The sequence below is a fragment of the Flavobacterium sp. XN-5 genome (assembly GCF_008033395.2).
GTDB classification, from domain to species: Bacteria; Bacteroidota; Bacteroidia; order Flavobacteriales; family Flavobacteriaceae; genus Flavobacterium; species Flavobacterium hiemivividum.
The window spans coordinates 919,840-937,209 of sequence record NZ_VOGZ02000001.1; the positions used below are offsets into that span (position 1 = coordinate 919,840).

Genomic DNA, 17,370 nt, shown 5'->3' on the forward strand with positions numbered 1-17,370 from the left:
AATATTTTTTATTGGAAGCTAATTATTAGCTATTTCTTGTTGTCTAATGGACTGTTTCTTATAAAATAAAACACACAACCGAATGAAAATAAATAATGAAATTAATAATAAGGGAAGTACAAATTTTATTTTCCCATTGATTAATTTATTGTTTTTAATATTCAAAATCACAGCGCTGTCATTGATCACTTTTCTCGAGTTAAACAAATCAATCTTTAAAGCTCCCAAAACATTTACCAATGAATCTTTTGTCTTAATCATGCTATTTAGCTGTGTATTTTCATTGTAATAAATGAGTTTATCGCTGTTTTGCGCGTTTCCAGCTCTATTAGAAAATGAATTTACAATTCCATCGATTTGTACAATTGCCGTTTCCTTTTCCTTAATTTTTTGTTCAATATTACCAACTGAAATCTTTTGTATTTCTTTGAAATAGCTATTACTGTTCAAATAATTCAATATTGGATCCACAACGTTATTTTGGCTTGTTACTCCATTTGTAGAAAGAATAATAGTATGATAATTGTAATTTTTTCCGGTCGTAGTTTCTTTAACGATTGTTTTTAAATCCCCGTTTTGAGCCAATAATTCCAAAAGTTCAAAGTTTTGCTCATTACTGCTTATTAATTTATAAACATCAACAATGGGTTCAATTGAAATTTTGGTTAGTTGTGAAGGGTCTTGAATACCGATAGATTTGAAGAACTGAACGTCTTTTTCGGAAATTTTAGAAGCCAGTAAATCAATTTTGGAATACAAATAATCTGTTGACTGAAAATTTGGCGCTACTATAATTTGATGATCGTATTTTTTTTGATTTTTATCTAAATAATATCCTAACCCAAATCCGAAGATTAATAAAATTAAAATAATTAGCCCGTTTTTTATAAAAAAATGAATGCATCTAAATATAAATGCATTCAATTCTTGAAAAAGACTTCCTATTTTTTTTGAAATTTGAACCAAATCAATTTCTTGATTTTCGTGATTTTGGGGTACGTTTGTACTCATCCTAAATTGCTATTTTACGTTGAAAATCTGCGCCAATATTTTTATGGTAATCAAATAAGTAGGCTTTACACCCGTTGTTCCCAGTCCACCTGAAGCTAAAGTACTTCCAGTTTCCAAAGGATTATCTGATGCATAATAAGCATATCTTACTTTGACATCATGGGGAACACTTTTTCTGATTTTAGAGGCTGATTGAATGGCTTTTTGGTAGTAAGAACCTTCCATCTCTAAACCTATTACACCCCAAGTTGATTCATGGAAAAACTTTAATAAATCCTTGTTTTGCAATGATGTTCCAAGAACTGTAACCATTGGTCCAGCAAAAACTTCGATTCCATTCCCTACGAACATATCAGCAGTTAATTCATTATGGAAAAAATAATTATCCGCAGTTCCCTCATTGATATGGGCATTTGGAATCATGATATCTCCTTTGCCACCTTCTAGAATTCCCGCTTTTCCCATTATAGAAACCGATTCTACATTCAGTAAAATATCTTTTTTGAACGGTTTTAATAACTCGTCAATCGTTTCATAGGCTTGTTCACCAAATGCGTAATCCATTACGATCAGCACCGGTTTTTTATCTCCTAAATTAGCTGTTGGAAAGGATGAGTTTGCCCAATTAATTTTGGCAGTGTCAAAAATTTGTACATCTATATTAGTTCCAGAAGTATCTGGTATCGAAATCATTCCTTGTTTTAAAGCTACTTCTTCAACTTTGCTTCGCACCTCATGCGCTCCAGATCTACTCAACTCTTCGTAAATGAAGAAATCTGATTTATCCTTAAACTTGGTTTTTAATACAGTCGTGGCAAAAATAGAATTCATTACACTGTGCATATTGGCACTAATAACATGAATTGGTCGGTCTAAAAGTCCATTCTCTTTCAAGACTTCCTTGATGCTTGTAGCCCATTTTTCACCATGAATATGATGTCCTAAACGCTCACGCAAAATAGGACTGAAAGTGATGGTTCTCTTATTATTATCGGTAATTTCTTCAATTGCTAATTTTCCCAACCAGAAAATCACATGTAAAAAACGATCCGGTGCAGCATCTGATCCAAATGCATCATAAATATCTAATACTTCTTCAAAAGTTCTTCCAAGGACATTGGCAGCATGCGAAATTGCTTTCTCTTTTTCGATAAGAGGCAATTTTTTATTTTGAGAAACTGCCTGTTGCAGTTTCATCCAATCACGAGATACTTCGCCAGAATCATCAAGCAAAACTCGATTTCGTATTTTATGCGATTCAATGAAAATAAAGGTCAAATGCGTCAAAATATCATATATATCTGAACGACCTCTTGTAATCTCCACATTCATTTGTTCTTCGTCGATGCGGTAACAATTTCTTTTCCTTTTTGGAGGAACGATGGCCTGAAAATGAGACCTAGAATATCCTTCATCAGAAGTAAGATTAATAAATCTACATTCTTCAATCCCTAGAGGAAGTCGTTCAATAACGTACAAAAGTCCGTTTAATTCTACTTTTTCTTCAGCGATATTCCCATATATTTCTGGGCGTAGTGTTAATAATGCTTCACGCAAGGTATCTCCAGAAATACCCATTGGTTTGTAAAACCCTCTGTTAAACAAATGGCGCATTGTAATGTACATTTTCTCAATGGCTGCCGATGATTCTTGTGCACGCGATCGAGATATATTTTTAGTTTCTTTCATTTCTTTACTGTTTGTAACCAACGAATATAATTATTTTATTTTATGTTCAATACATCAACTATTGTTCTGTTATCTGAAAGTCGGGGGATTTTATTCTGACCTCCTAATTTCCCTATCGATTTCATATAATCTTGAAAACCATTTTTGGCGACTTTTGTGATAACCGCTTTCTGCAGAATATTACCTACAATCAAGTCGTCATAATATATATTTTGCTTTCTCATTGCATGATCTAGCGCTTCCTTAAAAGCGGCTTCGTCTTCTGGTTCATTTTCAAATTCAATAAACCATTCATGATATGGCAAGCCTTCTAGCGGACTTATTTGCGGTGCAACAGTAAACTCATTTACCCTTGCCTTTGTTCCTTCCATCGCTTCTTTTAAGGCAAATTCTACTTCCTTTCCAATCACGTGCTCCCCAAAAGCAGAAATGTAATGCTTAATTCTTCCAGAAACGATAATTCGATACGGTTTTAAGGAAGTAAACTGGACTGTATCTCCAATGTTATATCCCCAAAGTCCGGCATTTGTAGAAATTATCAAAACATAATTTACACCTAATTCTACTTCGCCAATGGTATATCGTCTTGGCCCCGAGCCTTCGGAATCTGAATAAAATTCATCGCTTTTGATAAATTCATAAAATATTCCAGCATTCAATAAAAGTAACATTCCTTTCTCCTTCTGCGAATCCTGATAAGCAAAAAATCCCTCCGAGGCTGGAAATAGTTCAATACTATCCACTTTCCTGCCTATTAGATTTTCGAACTTGGCTCTGTATGGCTCGTAGTTTACACCACCATAAATAAATAAATTAAAGTTTTTAAAGATTTCACCTACTGTCTTCCCTCCTTTTTGCTGCAAACGCTCAAAATACATTTGAACCCAAGATGGAATTCCAGAAATTACGGTCATGTTTTTATCGAATGTTTCTTCGACAATCGCATCAATTTTAGTCTCCCAGTCTTCGATACAATTAGTAGCCAAACTTGGCATTCTATTTTTCTGCAAATACTTTGGAACAAAATGCGCTACAATTCCTGAAAGTCGGCCAAACTGTATTCCATTTTTTTCTTCTAAAATTGGACTCCCTTGCAGAAAAATCATTTTTCCGTCCACAAAATCCGCCTTACCCGTTTCCTGAATGTACAGAAGAATAGCATTTCGAGCTGCTTCGATATGATACGGCATCGATTCCTTAGTAAGCGGAATGTATTTTGCTCCAGAAGTTGTTCCTGATGTTTTGGCAAAATAAAGTGGTTTTCCTTTCCAAAGAATATTCTCTTCTCCTTTGACCACTTTTTGAATATAGGGTTTTAAGTCCTCGTAATCCCTAACTGGAACTTGTTTTGCAAAATCCTCAAAAGTTTTTATTTGGTCAAAATGATGATCCATTCCAAATTGTGTCTTCTTCGCCTCTTTGATTAACGAATTAAAAACAGCTTGTTGACTCCCAACGGGATTACTTGCCCAAGCTTGGGTTTTCTTATATATTTTTTTTGCAAACAGTTTTGCTGCGGCTGATTTTACTGACATAGTTTTTGGGTTTTGCCCTAACGGCACAATGCTTTTATTTTTTAGAGTTTGTAATCTTCCCTTTGGTAGCGGTTTGTTGGGAATTTTTCTCTTCTTTAGCGACTTGTTCTCTTAACTCCAATTCTTCTTCTGATGCCGATAACTTTACTTGTGGAACCACTTCCTCACTTGTCGCAAGTATCGAATCTTTGTTGAATTTTGCATATTCTAATTCGCCGTTAAGTACCTTTTGAATAGATTGAATATAGGCCTCGTTTTTCTTCAATGCAATCGTTAATGAATCTGATTTTAAGGCTAATTCAGTAGCATCTCTTTTTAATTTCGAAGAGGAATATCCCGGAATAAATTCTCTTAATGGGGTAAAAGCGATAATAAAAGTAGTGACAGAGATTAAAAATATAGCTCCAATAGTCGCAACAACAAAAACATTCATTAAATTTAATTTTAAAGAAAATATTTCTTCAAAGGAATCCTCATTCAAAATAACCAATCGGTTTTTAGTGAATAATTTACTGTGAAGTTTTTTCCTTTTCAATCTTTTTCCTGACATACTTTTTCTTTATCTTACAAATATAATAATTAATGTCGACCAAAGGGCTTTGGTTAGTTACTTCGACTTAAATCCTGGAAATGATTTTATTTTAATACACTTTTAACTATAACTCATTTAAATAATTGAACTAAATTGAATTCTTATTAAGTTATTCTATTTACCTTTGTCCCAAGATTTATTACAAATTTGCTTCGGCATAAACTATTCAATCATGGGAAGATTTGGTGTTACAGAGATCCTTGTTATATTAGCAGTTGTTTTATTACTTTTTGGAGGTAAGAAAATTCCAGAATTAATGAAAGGCTTAGGAAGCGGAATTAAAGAATTCAAAAATGCCGCTAAAGAAGAGCCTTCAGCTGATAAGAAAGACGAAACTGAAAACGAAAAAAAATAAAAAAAGTCCCGATTTGAATCGGGACTTTTTTTATCCTCTTAAAGTATCATCGTCAACTGAATCCTTTTTCGATCCTCATCGACTTCCGTTACTCTAACTTCTACGTGTTGGTGTAACTTCACCACTTCGTTTACGTCGCTTACAAAGCCTTCTTTGAGCTGCGAAATGTGAACTAAACCGCTTTCTTTTACTCCAATATCTACAAAACAACCAAAATTAGTAATGTTGTTGACAATTCCCGGGAGAATCATTCCTGACTTTATGTCCTTAATTGATTTAACAGTAGGGTCGAATTCAAAAACCTTTGCCGACTTTCTTGGGTCTAATCCAGGTTTTTCAAGCTCTTTAATGATGTCTTTTAAGGTCAAAAGACCTATTTCAGCAGTGATGTAATTCTCTGGCTTTATTAAGGCTGTTTTTTCTTTATTAGCAATTAAATCATTAACGGTCAATTTCAAATCTTTGGCCATCTTTTCTACTATTCCATAGGCTTCTGGATGAACAGCCGAATTATCCAACGGATTTTTAGCATTCGAAATTCTAATAAAAGCAGCACCTTGTTGGTACGCTTTTTCACCTAAACGAGGGACTTTTTTTAGTTGCTTTCTATTTTCGAAAGGGCCGTTTTCTGAACGATAGTTTACAATATTTTCGGCAAGCTTCTCTCCTATTCCACTTACATAACTTAGCAAATGTTTACTTGCCGTATTGATGTTTATTCCCACTGAGTTTACACAACGAATTACCGTATTATCTAATTCTTCTTTTAATTTTGTTTGATCTACATCGTGTTGGTACTGGCCTACGCCAATAGCTTTTGGATCAATTTTTACCAATTCAGCCAATGGGTCCGAAAGTCGTCTCCCTATAGAAACCGAACCACGAACAGTAACATCGAAATTAGGGAATTCCTCACGGGCAATTTTAGAAGCGGAATATACAGAAGCACCTGCCTCTGAAACGATAAAAACTTGGACCGGCTTATCAAAAGCTATTTTCTTGATAAAAAATTCGGTTTCGCGGGACGCAGTTCCGTTTCCTATCGAAATGGCATCAATTTTATAAGAATTCACCATCGAACGAATTTTTTTCATTGCCATAGCACTTTCGTTTTGAGGCGCATGCGGATAAATCGTTTCATTGTACAATAAATCTCCTTTTTCGTCCAAACAAACGATTTTACAACCGGAGCGAAATCCTGGATCAATTGCCAAAATACGTTTTTCACCTAATGGCGGGGCTAGTAACAATTGCCCAAGATTATTAGCAAAAACCTGAATCGAATTGGCATCAGCCTTTGCTTTTGCTTCTTGCAAAGCTTCATTAGAAATGGCAGGATTCAACAAGCGTTTGTAACTGTCCTCAATAGCTAGTTGCACATGTGGAGTCGTTTTATTTTGTCCTTTTAAAACTAATGCATCAATAATATCATAAGCTTCATCTAAATCTACTTCGACTTTAAACTTAATAAAACCTTCATTTTCGGCACGTAACATAGCCATTAAACGATGTGAAGGCGCTTTTGTTAACGGCTCTGACCAATCAAAATATTGGTTGAATTTTTGGGCTGCCTCATCGTCTTTTTTTGTTTTTACAACCTTAGTTGTAATCGTAGCTTTACGTTCGTACAATCGTCTCAATTGTTTTCGAACATAGCTATTTTCGTTAATCCATTCGGCTACAATATCTCGCGCTCCTTGAAGCGCTACATCTTCATTGATCACATTGTCATTTAAATATTTTGTCGCAATAAAATCGACATCATCATTGTTTTGCGCCATGATAATTTTGGCCAAAGGTTCTAACCCGTTTTCACGAGCCACATCAGCTTTGGTTTTCTTCTTCTTTTTATAAGGCAAGTAGAAATCTTCTAACTCTTGAAGGTCGAAACTTTTATCAATTTTAGCAAACAAAGTTTCGTTCATCGCGCCTTGCTCCATAATTGATTTTAAAATGGCTTCTTTGCGTTTTACTACAACTTCGTACTCTTTTTGCAGCTTTGCGATATTTTCAATTTGTACTTCGTCAAGGTTTCCTGTAGTGTCTTTTCGATACCTAGAAATAAACGGAATCGTACAATCTTCTTGTAATAATTGAACTGTTTTTTGAATGTTGATTGCTGCCGTGGCAACGGACTTGGATATGAATTGTATGTTAGTCATTTTAGTTTTTTTCGAAGAGCTAAAATAATATCTTTGAAACTTAAATTAAGTTAAATGATTCCTTTTTTCTACGTTTTTTTAATTATAAATACTCTTGGCTTTTTAGTAATGGCTTACGATAAATATTTAGCCAAAAACCATAAAAGACGCATTTCTGAGAAAACACTTTTAACTTTAGTATTAATTGGAGGAACATTAGGTTCAGGATTGAGTATGCTTATTTTTAGACATAAAACAGCCAAAAGAAGTTATCTTTTAAAGTTTTGGGCAATTATTTTATTACAAATGCTGGTTTTTTACTTTTTGTATCGTTATGATATAAGAGAAAAAATCACGTTATAAAATCTAAATAATGCTGCTTGTTAATCACTTCAAAACTCGCCTCAGGATAGGCTTTTGCGAAAGCTGTAGGAATTTTTGCTTTTCGGTTTTCATTCCATTTGAATTCGTATCCTCGTAAAACTCCATTTTCTTCTTCTAGCCAATCCAATTCTTGTTGATCATAAGTGCGCCAAAAATAATTGGTAACATTTTTTTGAGTATAATTTTGATGTTTAATTCGCTCTGAAGCGAGATAATTTTCCCATAATGCACCCACATCAGTTCTTGAATCCAAACGACTAAAGTTGGCTATAATGGCATTACGAATGCCGTTATCATAAAAATACCATCTGTTCGATTTGGTAATTTCCTTGCGTAAATTTCTACTAAAACCAGGTACTTTATAAATTACAAAAACTTTAGAAAGTAAGTCTAAATAACTTTCGACCGTATTTTTAGAAATACCTAATTGTCTGGCCAATTCCTGTAACGAAACCTCCTGCCCTACTTGAAAAGCAATCAATTTCAATAAATCCAGAATTTTATTAGATTGTTTAATGCCTTCATAAACCAATATGTCTTTTAATAAATAAGAGTTCACTATCTCCTTTAAATAATTGATTTTATCTTTCCAATCCGGATATTGTTCAAGTTCAGGATAAGATCCAAAAAGCAATCGTCCTTCTAATTTTTGAGTAGTTTCCTTGAAATTTTCATATTTAGCAAATTCCATCTGAGCCATTGGAAATAAATAGATCGTATTTTTCCTTCCAACCAAAGGTTCACCCAACTTATTCGATAAATCAAAAACAGATGATCCTGTTGCAATAACTTTTATATCATCAATAGAATCGACAATCAATTTTAAAATCAATCCAATATCAGAAATATTTTGTGCTTCATCAATAACTAATAATTTTACATTAGCCAGTAGACGTTTATAATTAGTAACTGAGCGTTCTTTTAATAAATCAGCATCTTGAATATCTTCGCCATTTAATTGCAAATAATCTTCTTTTGGAACTGTAGAAAGATAATTTTTGATGAAAGCAGTTTTACCCACTCGTCTTGCTCCCAATAAAATCAATACTTTATTAGGTAAAACTTTTTTAGAAAACACTGAATCTATCCCTCGTTCTAAAAAATTCATCTCCTTAAATTTTAATGATTAAAATACAAATATAATTAAAAAATGTAAATTCAGTCAGTTCGTTGACTGAATTTACATTAATTCAGTCAACGAACTGACTGAATTAATGCAAATTTAGTCCATAAAAACAAAAAAAGCCCGGTAATTACCGAGCTGAACTTTAATATTATCAGGTGCTTCTCACCTATATTTTTTTAGCAAGCAATTTTATTCACTCTGTTTTGGTGTCTTCCACCTTCAAATTCTGTGTTTAAAAAAGTTTCCACCATTTCTAGCGCTTGTGGGATAGAAGTATAACGAGCAGGAATACTAATAATATTAGCGTCATTGTGTTGACGAGCTAGAGCCGCAATCTCTTTCATCCAGCATAAAGCAGCACGTACTTTCGAATGTTTGTTAGCACTCATGGCAATTCCATTTCCGCTTCCGCAAATAATAATTCCAAAATCAACTTTTCCTTCTGCTACATCAGTTGCAACAGGATGTGCAAAATCAGGATAATCTACACTATCACTAGAATCAGTACCGTAATTAGTTACTTCGTACCCTTTTGCTTTAAGCATGTCAACAATGGCTTTTTTATATTCTGGACCTGCATGGTCATTTCCAATTGCTATTTTCATTATATATATGTTAAGTTGTGTGCTGCAAATTTACCAAAAACAATTTTGTATATCTAAAGTCTGGAATTCTTTATTTTTAAAAAATTAAAACGAAGCTAAGCCTCATGTTTAATCCAACTGTAATACTCAGATTTTGAGTAAGTTTGGTAGTTATCAACAATTATCATTATTTCATAAAACATTGATAATCAATAAATAATTTAAATTTATTTTGTTAAAAAACAGCATTGTTAATAGTAAAACCCAACCACTTGATATTCAGTTAACTTTAAATTAACATTGATTGTTGATAACTTGAGATAGAATATTAGAACTATATTTTTGTAGTATGGAAAAAATAAGTAATCAAAAACCCACATTAGAAATCCTAATTTACTTTCATGAATTTTTAGAATAGTTATCAATACTTAAAATTGGTTTATCAACAAATTTTAAAGAAATACTTATTTACAAATTCAAATGATTTTAGTTTATCAACCATTGTTAATTAAAATCTAAAATCTCTTTAGAACTAGATATTTAAGTAAATATAACATTGTTGATAACTCCGAATAAACTACTAAAACTTGGTTTCAATACTTTTTTTCAAATATTTATAGCCACTATTAACAAGCTATAATACCCATTAATAAATAATTTAAATTTAATTTTTCTTTTTGTTGTATTATATATGTGTTGACAACTTTAAAGAAAGATTAAACAATTTTTAAATTGTTATCGTACTTCATTTCCTGTAAAATTGCTGTTACACTAGAAATGTCATTAGGATGAATTTTAAGTTTGATTCCGCCTAGAGCAGTTGAATACATGGGAACAATCGATGACATCAATTCATTCTGAAAATAATACTGTAAACCCTCCTGATCCAATCGATGTTTTAGAATTTCTATTTCATGGATGTAATCGAAAATGGCTATGGTGATAAATGCTTCCATTTTTTATTGTTTTAATAAAGATACAACTATTCTGTAAAGTTATATTTTCTTTAAATCTGTCTCTTTTTCTTCATAACTGCCTAACTATTTCGTAATTTTCGACTTTTAAGAAAAGATTTATGAGTAAAAGATTAAGAAAGCCGGTAAAAAAAGAGAAAGATTTCTCTGAAAAAATTATAAAAATATTATCGCAAAGTGCTAATAAAGCATTCAATTATAAACAAATAGGAGCAAAGCTAGAGCTCGACGATACACAAAGTAGAAACCAAATTATAAAGGATTTAAAGATTCTTGCCAGCCAAAGTAAAATAATCGAATCAGAGCCAGGAAAATATTTAATCAAAGCTGAAAGTAAAGAGTACTACGAAGGTAAGATTGATATGACAGGTAGAAAAACTGCCTATTTCGTATGTGCTGAATTAGAGGAAGATGTTTTCATTCCTACTAACAACTTAAACCATGCCTTAGACAAAGATCTAGTAAAAGTTTATGTTTATAACCGCCGAAAAGGGAAAAGACCTGAAGGTGAGGTTATTGAAGTTATCGAAAGAAATAAAACCGACTTTGTAGGAGTAATTGATATTCAGAAGAACTTTTCTTTTGTTTCTACAGCCAATCCAAAAATGTATACTGATATTTTTATTCCAAAGGATAAAATAGGAGAGGCAGAGCAAGGAGATGTAGTTTTGGTTCATATCGAAGACTGGCCTTCTAGAGCTGATAGTCCTTTTGGTAAAGTAATAAAAGTTTTAGGAAAACCAGGAGAACACGATACCGAGATTCACGCTATTCTTGCTGAATACGGTTTGCCAGCTGAGTTTCCGATTGAAGTGGAAACCTTTGCCCAAAAAATTGATACTTCGATTCAAGAAAGCGAAATTGCAAAGCGTCGCGATATGCGTGATACCTTAACTTTTACTATTGATCCAAAAGATGCTAAAGATTTTGATGATGCCTTATCATTTAAAAAATTAGAAAATGGAAACTATGAAATAGGTATTCATATTGCCGATGTTTCCTATTATCTCGAGGAAGGAACTATTTTAGATGATGAAGCTTATCAAAGAGCAACTTCTGTTTATTTAGTTGATAGGGTAGTACCTATGTTACCAGAAGTGCTATCTAATTTTGCTTGTTCTTTGCGTCCCAATGAAGAAAAATATACTTTTTCGGCAGTTTTTGAGATCACAGATAAATGTGAGGTTGTTGATCAATGGTTTGGAAGAACAGTAATGTATTCGGATCAACGTTTTGCCTACGAAGAAGCGCAATATATCATAGAAACTAAGGACAATACTATTCCTGAAGAAATTTCCATTACAGGAAGTTCTTATGTTGTTTCTGATGAGATTGTAGCTGCTACTTTAAAAATGGATGAATTAGCTAAGATTTTTAGAAGAAAAAGAATGAATGATGGAGCGATTTCTTTCGATAAAGTTGAAGTAAAATTCAATTTAAATCAAGAAGGAGAACCAGAAGGCGTTTACTTTAAAGTTTCGAAAGATGCCAATCATTTGATTGAAGAATTTATGCTTTTGGCCAATAAAAAAGTAGCTGAATTTATTGGAAAACAAAAGAAAACCTTTATTTATAGAATTCACGATGAGCCTAATGCTGATAAATTAGTAGCATTACAAACGGTTATTGCAAAATTTGGTTATAAAATTGATTTGAGAAGTAAAGACGATATTTCGAAATCATTGAATAGCTTATTGAGTGAAGTAGTAGGTAAAAAAGAGCAAAATTTAGTAGATACTTTAACCATTAGAACAATGAGTAAAGCGAAATATTCTACGGATAACATAGGTCACTACGGACTAGCATTTGATTATTATTCACATTTCACATCACCTATTCGTCGTTATCCTGACATTATGGTGCACCGTTTGCTACAGCATTATTTAGACGGCGGAAAATCAGTAGATGAAGAAACTTATGAAACTAAATGCTTGCATTCTTCTTCTATGGAAAGTTTAGCAACTAGTGCCGAAAGAGATTCTATCAAATACATGCAAGTTAAATACATGCAAGACCATAAAGATCAAGAATTCTTGGGTGTAATTTCTGGTGTTACAGAATGGGGAATTTTTGTCGAAATCATTGAAAACAAATGTGAAGGTATGGTTCGTATTCGTGATATAAAAGACGATTATTATACTTTTGATGATAAACAATATGCACTGGTAGGTGCGACTTCTCAAAAATTATTGCAATTAGGGGACGAGATTTACGTTAAGGTTAAAAATGCTGATTTAGTAAAAAAACAACTGGATTTTAATTTTATTAGAAGAATCGAAGAAGCAGTTAAATAAAAAATAAATTATGAAAAAAGTAGTGTTGGTATTAATTGTACTTGTTGCTCAAACCACATTTGCACAAGTCACTAAAAACTTAGGTGACTTTAATACTGTGAAAGTTTATGACAAACTAAATGTTGTATTAATCGCGTCTTCAGAAAACAAAGTAGTTATTTCTGGAGGTAGAGAACAAGAAGTAGAGGTGGTTAATAAAAATGGGGAATTAAAATTAAGAATGCCATTTCCAAAATTATTGTCAGGAAATGATATTTCTATCAAATTATATTATAAAAATATTGATGGAATTGCAGCTAGTGAAGGTTCTTATATTTCCAGTGAGGAAACTTTTGAAGCTACGATTATGGATTTAAATGCAAGAGAAGGAGCAGAGATTCATTTAAATCTAGATGTAGATAAAGTTAATGTAAAAGCGGTTACAGGAGGAATAATTGAATTATCAGGAAAAGCTTTAAATCAAGATGTAGTACTTATGTCTGGCGGGGTTTTGAATTCGAAAGAATTACACACCTTACAAACCACTATAAACGTTGCTGCGGGAGGAAATGCTGAAATACATGCTACAACCCTTGTAGATGCAAAAGTTAAAGCAGGAGGCTCGATTTACATTTACGGAAGTCCAAAGCAAATCAATAAAGAAACATTGTTTGGTGGAACTATTATAGAAAAAAAGTAATCTATAGTTATAAATTTTAATGATAAACGATATTTTATCCGGAATTCCTTGGGGAATTTTCTTAAGTTTTATGATTGGTCCTGTTTTCTTTATCTTACTTGAAACGAGTATTATAAAAGGATTCAGGGCTGCAATTGTGTTTGATTTGGGAGTTATTTTAGGAGATATTGTTTTTATAGGTATTGCTTATCTAGGGAGTTACAGGTTAATTCAATCACTAAAAGACAAACCCGCTCTATTTATATTTGGAGGTATAATAATGTTGGCTTATGGAATAATTTCTTTTATTAGTTTACGAAAAGAACAGAAGGTAGATACTAAGAAAATCGATAACGAAATCATTCGTAAAGATTATCTCAGCCTTTTTATTAAAGGATTTTTCTTGAATATTATTAACATTGGAGTATTAGGTTTTTGGTTAGCAATAATCATTTCAGTAGGACCAAAATTAGACATGCAAAACTCTAGAATGTTTACTTTTTTTAGTGCAGTAATTATCAGTTATTTGTTAGTAGATTGTATTAAAATACTATTAGCTAAACAGTTAAAATCCAAAATGACTCCAGAAAATATCCTTAAAATTAAGAAAGGAATTAGTATTGTTTTAATGGTTTTCGGATTGGTTTTAATAACTCAAGGCTGGTTTCCAAAAGAAAAAGAAATGGTTAAAAATGCATTTCAAAAAATAGAAGAATAGTTTATTTTTGTTTAGAATATTTGTAAACCGCTCAATTAGAGCGGTTTTTTTTGTCATTTAGGATTGTTAAATCTCCTAAGATATGAAGAAGTCTTATAATTGTAATTGATTGAATTGAAGTATTCACGCTATAATATCATTCCGATGAACGAGGATTCACATTAAATCGGTTTTTATATTTGATTGTTAATTACTTTAAGGAAATTATTAATGAGATTTCTCCTTTGTCGAAAAGACAATTTTGAGAGTTTAATCCATAAAAAAAACCTCCAAGTTTCCTTGAAGGTTTTAGAGGCATCGTGCGGATTCGAACCGCAGTAGGAGCTTTTGCAGAGCCCAGCCTAGCCACTCGGCCACGACGCCATCTGTTGAATGGATGGCAAAAGTACTTAAAAAGTTTAGAGTTTAAAAGTTTAAAGTTTAAAATTTTAAAAAAAATACTGTTTGATGTAACTATCGCTTTCCTAAATCTTCTTTGTTTAGTAAGATTTTAATTTCGATATTCTTCTAATTCAACTGTAACCGATTCAACATCACCACCAATAGGAGGATTTAATTTTGATACACCTAAAAGTATTCTAGAAACCTCAGGAATTTCATTAAATACACGACTAATTATTCTTTGTGCTACATGTTCTAGTAAATGGGAACGAATTTCCATTTCTTCGACCACAATCTTGTTCAATAAGACATAATCTACGGTGTCATTTAGATCATCTGAAAGACAAGATTTTCTTAAATCGGTTTTTATTTCGAGATCAATCGAATAGTCGGAACCAATTTTTCCTTCTTCGATCAAGCAACCATGATAAGAGTAGGTACGGATATTTTTTAGTTTAATTGTTCCCATAATGAGTATAGTGTTTTTATTAGTTTGTTCATTTATTTTATAAAAGTACAACATATTTAAAATTTATTGGTCGAAATAGAAATATGCAAATCCTGCATTCGCTATTTAACCAACAATTTTGATAACTTTGCTTCTTTAATACAACATTATGTCTACAGAAGAAAAATCACTTCATTTTATAGAACAAATTATAGAAGAAAATATCGCAAACGGTTTTCCAAAGGAGCAACTTCGTTTTCGGTTTCCACCAGAACCAAATGGTTATTTACACATTGGCCATGCTAAATCGATCTGTCTTAATTTTGGTTTGGGATTAAAGTACAATGCCCCAGTAAATCTGCGTTTTGACGATACAAATCCGGCTAAAGAAGAGCAGGAGTATGTTGATGCCATAAAGGAAGATTTATTGTGGTTGGGATTCAATTGGACTGAAGAACGTTATTCTTCTGATTATTTTCAGCAGTTGTACGATTGGGCAGTCGAAATGATTAAAAATAATAAGGCTTATGTGGACAGTCAGTCTTCTGAAGATATGGCAATTCAAAAAGGAACTCCTACAAAACCAGGAGTAGATGGACCTTATAGAAACCGATCTATTGAAGAAAATTTGACTTTATTTGAAGCAATGAAAAATGGTGATTATCCAGAAGGAAGTCATGTTTTACGGGCCAAAATAGATATGAAATCGACAAATATGTTGATGCGTGATCCTTTAATGTACCGTGTTTTACACCGTCATCATCATAGAACAGGAAACGATTGGAATATTTATCCAATGTATGATTACGCTCATGGCGAAAGTGATTATGTTGAGGAAATTTCGCATTCGATTTGTACCCTTGAATTTGTGATGCACCGTGAATTGTACAATTGGTTTTTAGACCAAATTTATGATGAAAATAGGGTTAGACCACATCAATATGAATTTGCTCGTTTGAACTTGAATTACACCGTAATGAGCAAGCGAAAATTATTGCAATTAGTTCAAGAAAATATAGTTAAAGGATGGGATGATCCTAGAATGCCTACGATTTCTGGTTTGAGAAGAAGAGGATATACAGCTGCTTCTATTCGTAAGTTTTGTGAAATTATAGGCGTTGCAAAACGTGAAAATGTGATTGATGTATCGCTTTTGGAGTTTTGTCTGCGCGAAGATTTAAACAAGACAGCACCAAGGGTTATGGCAGTTTTAGATCCAGTAAAAGTGGTTATTACAAATTACCCTGAAGATAAAGAAGAGTCATTAGATGCTGAAAACAACCAGGAAGATGATGCTGCAGGTTTTAGAAAATTACCTTTTTCTCGTGAAATATACATCGAAAGAGAAGATTTTCTTGAAGAAGCTCCAGCCAAATTTTTCCGTTTGAGTATCGGAAATGAAGTGCGTCTTAAAAATGCGTATATAATTAAAGGTGAAAGCGTTGTAAAAGACAATGAAGGTAAGATTACTGAAATCCATGTAACCTATGATGAAGACAGCCGAAGTGGAAGTGGGAGTGAAGCTTCACAGCGAAAAGTAGCAGGAACCTTGCATTGGGTTTCTATCAAACACGCTATTGAAGCCGAAGTTCGTTTGTACGATCGCTTGTTTATAGATGAAGCACCAGACAGCCATAAGGAAAAGAACTTTCTAGAATTTATGAATTCTAATTCTCTCGAAATTGTAAAAGGTTTTGTGGAACCAAGTTTAGCAGCTAGTAAAGCTGGGGATAAATTCCAATTCCAACGTTTGGGTTATTTTAATACAGATAAAGACAGCACTGAAGGTAAATTAGTTTTCAATAAAACGGTTGGTCTTAAAGATGCATGGGAAGAAAAAGGAAAGAAAGAAGGTAATTTATTGATGAATACTCAAAAGGAAATCAATAAATATGTAAAGGAAAAAGACAGCTCTAATGCCGACTTGATCCTTGAGAATATTGTTGCAAATATTAGAAGTATCGATAATTTTAGCCTGATTAACCAGACAGTTGTTAAGAATGTTAAGAACGATAATAATTCTTTATTGTTTGCTAATTTAATTTTACTTCATTCTGATAAGGTAGAAGCAAAGGATATTGAAAAGGAAGTTTTGACAAAATTATATACAATGTCATTAAAAAGTCAGTTGGCTGCAGTTAGAATTTTAGCAATTGGTAATCTAAAAAATGACAGCCTTACTTTTGATGATTTTAAAGTTCAACTTTCAGAAATGAAAAAAACTGAAAAGAATGAGAAAGTTTCAGAATTATTAAATAATCTTAATTTGTAACTTTATTTTTTAAGAATAGATTTTAATAATACAAAAGCGCCTTTTTTAAGGCGTTTTTGTATTATTACAAAATTCTATTGTAATTTATGTATCTATAAATTTAATCAATTAAAATTGCCTTTTATTTAGCCGTTTTAAGCTATAATTAGAATTTTGTCACAGCAGAAGATAATGATGTAGGACATTTAAGCTGAAAACCTCTTATTTC

Annotated in this window: 15 protein-coding genes and 1 tRNA gene; 6 read left to right on the forward strand and 10 right to left on the reverse strand. The window is 32.4% G+C overall.

The window, feature by feature from the left end; genetic code table 11:
- Positions 1-18: 18 nt before the first annotated feature.
- Genes FQU23_RS04070 through FQU23_RS04085 form a run of 4 tightly spaced genes read right to left on the reverse strand, consistent with a single transcriptional unit; the run spans position 19 to position 4,785 of the window.
- On the reverse strand, positions 19-1,011 hold the full coding sequence (locus FQU23_RS04070) for a hypothetical protein (protein WP_147672695.1): 993 nt from the start codon (positions 1,009-1,011) through the stop codon (positions 19-21).
- A gap of 9 nt (positions 1,012-1,020) precedes the next feature.
- Positions 1,021-2,700, reverse strand: a complete 1,680-nt coding sequence (locus FQU23_RS04075; RefSeq protein ID WP_147672696.1) for a DUF6909 family protein — start codon at positions 2,698-2,700, stop codon at positions 1,021-1,023.
- Positions 2,701-2,735: 35 nt separating this feature from the next.
- Positions 2,736-4,235, reverse strand: a complete 1,500-nt coding sequence (locus tag FQU23_RS04080) for a GH3 auxin-responsive promoter family protein (protein ID WP_147672697.1) — start codon at positions 4,233-4,235, stop codon at positions 2,736-2,738.
- A gap of 34 nt (positions 4,236-4,269) precedes the next feature.
- Positions 4,270-4,785: a peptidase gene (locus tag FQU23_RS04085; protein WP_147672698.1), complete on the reverse strand. Its 516-nt coding sequence runs from the start codon at positions 4,783-4,785 to the stop codon at positions 4,270-4,272.
- Positions 4,786-4,999: 214 nt separating this feature from the next.
- Here FQU23_RS04085 and tatA point away from each other — a divergent pair, with 214 nt between their 5' ends.
- Entirely contained in the window at positions 5,000-5,182 is a 183-nt protein-coding gene (gene tatA, locus FQU23_RS04090; RefSeq protein ID WP_074720351.1) for a twin-arginine translocase TatA/TatE family subunit, read from the forward strand.
- A gap of 38 nt (positions 5,183-5,220) precedes the next feature.
- On the opposite strand, the gene FQU23_RS04095 is transcribed toward tatA, so the two are convergent.
- The gene (locus tag FQU23_RS04095) at positions 5,221-7,344 is read right to left on the reverse strand and encodes a Tex family protein (RefSeq protein ID WP_147672699.1); all 2,124 of its coding nucleotides are present in this window, start codon (positions 7,342-7,344) and stop codon (positions 5,221-5,223) included.
- Positions 7,345-7,398: 54 nt separating this feature from the next.
- Here FQU23_RS04095 and FQU23_RS04100 point away from each other — a divergent pair, with 54 nt between their 5' ends.
- Positions 7,399-7,686, forward strand: coding sequence for a DUF1294 domain-containing protein (locus FQU23_RS04100; protein WP_147672700.1), 288 nt, complete (start codon positions 7,399-7,401; stop codon positions 7,684-7,686).
- On the opposite strand, the gene FQU23_RS04105 is transcribed toward FQU23_RS04100, so the two are convergent.
- The 3 genes from FQU23_RS04105 to FQU23_RS04115 all read right to left on the reverse strand — a co-directional run bounded on the left by FQU23_RS04105 (position 7,676) and on the right by FQU23_RS04115 (position 10,373).
- Positions 7,676-8,815 (reverse strand): ATP-binding protein, encoded by a 1,140-nt coding sequence (locus FQU23_RS04105; protein WP_147672701.1) that lies wholly within the window; start codon positions 8,813-8,815, stop codon positions 7,676-7,678. The genes FQU23_RS04100 and FQU23_RS04105 overlap by 11 nt on opposite strands.
- Positions 8,816-9,009: 194 nt before the next feature.
- Positions 9,010-9,438 (reverse strand): ribose 5-phosphate isomerase B, encoded by a 429-nt coding sequence (gene rpiB / locus FQU23_RS04110; RefSeq protein ID WP_147672702.1) that lies wholly within the window; start codon positions 9,436-9,438, stop codon positions 9,010-9,012.
- 695 nt (positions 9,439-10,133) lie between these two features.
- The gene (locus FQU23_RS04115) at positions 10,134-10,373 is read right to left on the reverse strand and encodes a DUF2007 domain-containing protein (protein ID WP_132109305.1); all 240 of its coding nucleotides are present in this window, start codon (positions 10,371-10,373) and stop codon (positions 10,134-10,136) included.
- A gap of 119 nt (positions 10,374-10,492) precedes the next feature.
- Here FQU23_RS04115 and rnr point away from each other — a divergent pair, with 119 nt between their 5' ends.
- From rnr to FQU23_RS04130, 3 genes are read left to right on the forward strand one after another with little or no spacing between them, the layout of a single operon-like run.
- Positions 10,493-12,685 (forward strand): ribonuclease R, encoded by a 2,193-nt coding sequence (gene rnr, locus FQU23_RS04120; protein ID WP_147672703.1) that lies wholly within the window; start codon positions 10,493-10,495, stop codon positions 12,683-12,685.
- A 10-nt stretch (positions 12,686-12,695) separates the two neighbouring features.
- Positions 12,696-13,364, forward strand: coding sequence for a head GIN domain-containing protein (locus FQU23_RS04125; RefSeq protein ID WP_147672704.1), 669 nt, complete (start codon positions 12,696-12,698; stop codon positions 13,362-13,364).
- Positions 13,365-13,383: 19 nt separating this feature from the next.
- On the forward strand, positions 13,384-14,061 hold the full coding sequence (locus FQU23_RS04130) for a LysE family translocator (protein ID WP_147672705.1): 678 nt from the start codon (positions 13,384-13,386) through the stop codon (positions 14,059-14,061).
- A 292-nt stretch (positions 14,062-14,353) separates the two neighbouring features.
- Here the strand turns inward: FQU23_RS04130 and FQU23_RS04135 are convergent.
- Positions 14,354-14,424 (reverse strand) — tRNA-Cys (locus FQU23_RS04135).
- A 127-nt stretch (positions 14,425-14,551) separates the two neighbouring features.
- Positions 14,552-14,911 (reverse strand): dihydroneopterin aldolase, encoded by a 360-nt coding sequence (gene folB / locus FQU23_RS04140; RefSeq protein WP_147672706.1) that lies wholly within the window; start codon positions 14,909-14,911, stop codon positions 14,552-14,554.
- A gap of 148 nt (positions 14,912-15,059) precedes the next feature.
- Between folB and FQU23_RS04145 the strand changes: the two genes are divergently transcribed.
- Positions 15,060-17,162: a glutamine--tRNA ligase/YqeY domain fusion protein gene (locus FQU23_RS04145; RefSeq protein WP_147672707.1), complete on the forward strand. Its 2,103-nt coding sequence runs from the start codon at positions 15,060-15,062 to the stop codon at positions 17,160-17,162.
- Positions 17,163-17,370: the final 208 nt, after the last annotated feature.